Source organism: Campylobacter sp. RM9328 (genome assembly GCF_012978615.1).
Map to the genome: position 1 here is coordinate 1 of NZ_LIWF01000053.1, position 819 is coordinate 819.

The 819-nt window shown below is 37.1% G+C and carries 1 protein-coding gene; it reads right to left on the reverse strand.

The genetic code is table 11. The annotated features are described in order from the left end of the window. Positions 1–35: 35 nt before the first annotated feature. Positions 36–819: cytolethal distending toxin subunit B family protein (locus CCAL9328_RS10615; protein ID WP_170000635.1), on the reverse strand; the 784-nt coding region annotated here is incomplete at its 5' end.

Below are 819 nucleotides of genomic sequence, written 5' to 3' on the forward strand. Positions count from 1 at the left end.
GATTATAGATATTAAAGATATTTTTATAGCTATTTTCATGGGAATCTCCTAAATGTTACAGGGAAGTGGTCACTTGCTATGTGAGTTCTAAATCCACTAAAGAATGTGCTAGCTGAGATTTGAGGTAGTGGTGCTGGTGCGATAGCTCTATTAGAGTTGCCTACTATAGCATAATCTAGAGTTCTTCTAGCGCTTATTTGAGTTATTGCGTTATTAGTAATTATTCTAGTTCTAAGTCTTAACTCTAATTCAAATGAGCTAAGTAGATCTACAGGCTCTCTATTAAAATCCCCCATTATAATCCAATTGGTATTAGCTAGGGTTGGGGTGCTTTGAAAGAATAGATCTATATTATGAACAATTGCTGAAGCATCAGCTCCACCATTAGCTAATGCATGGATACTAAAGAATGCATCATTATTAATTCTAATTCCTAGCATTGGTCTTGAGGCTGTTGTTGGAGGTGGTCGTAAGAATACTTCATCAGCTTGTCTTCTACTAGCTAGGGCTAAATTTACTCTATTACCACCTAAATCTGTCCTAGCATAGTATATAAAGATTAGATCAGGTCTTAATCTTGTGCCTATATTCCATACATGTTCAGTTACAACCACACTAGTACCAAATGCTCTAAACTCCCTTCCTGTTGGCTCGGCTGTAGCAGGTAAGGTGCCAGCTTCTTGGATAGCTAAGACATCTATTCCATTTGCTCCAGAGAACATTTGAGCTATACTAATGCTCCATTTAGCCTCACTACTAGCACTTGAGCCTTGCATATTCCAAGTGGCTGTTTTAAAATCATCTATATTAGCATATAAG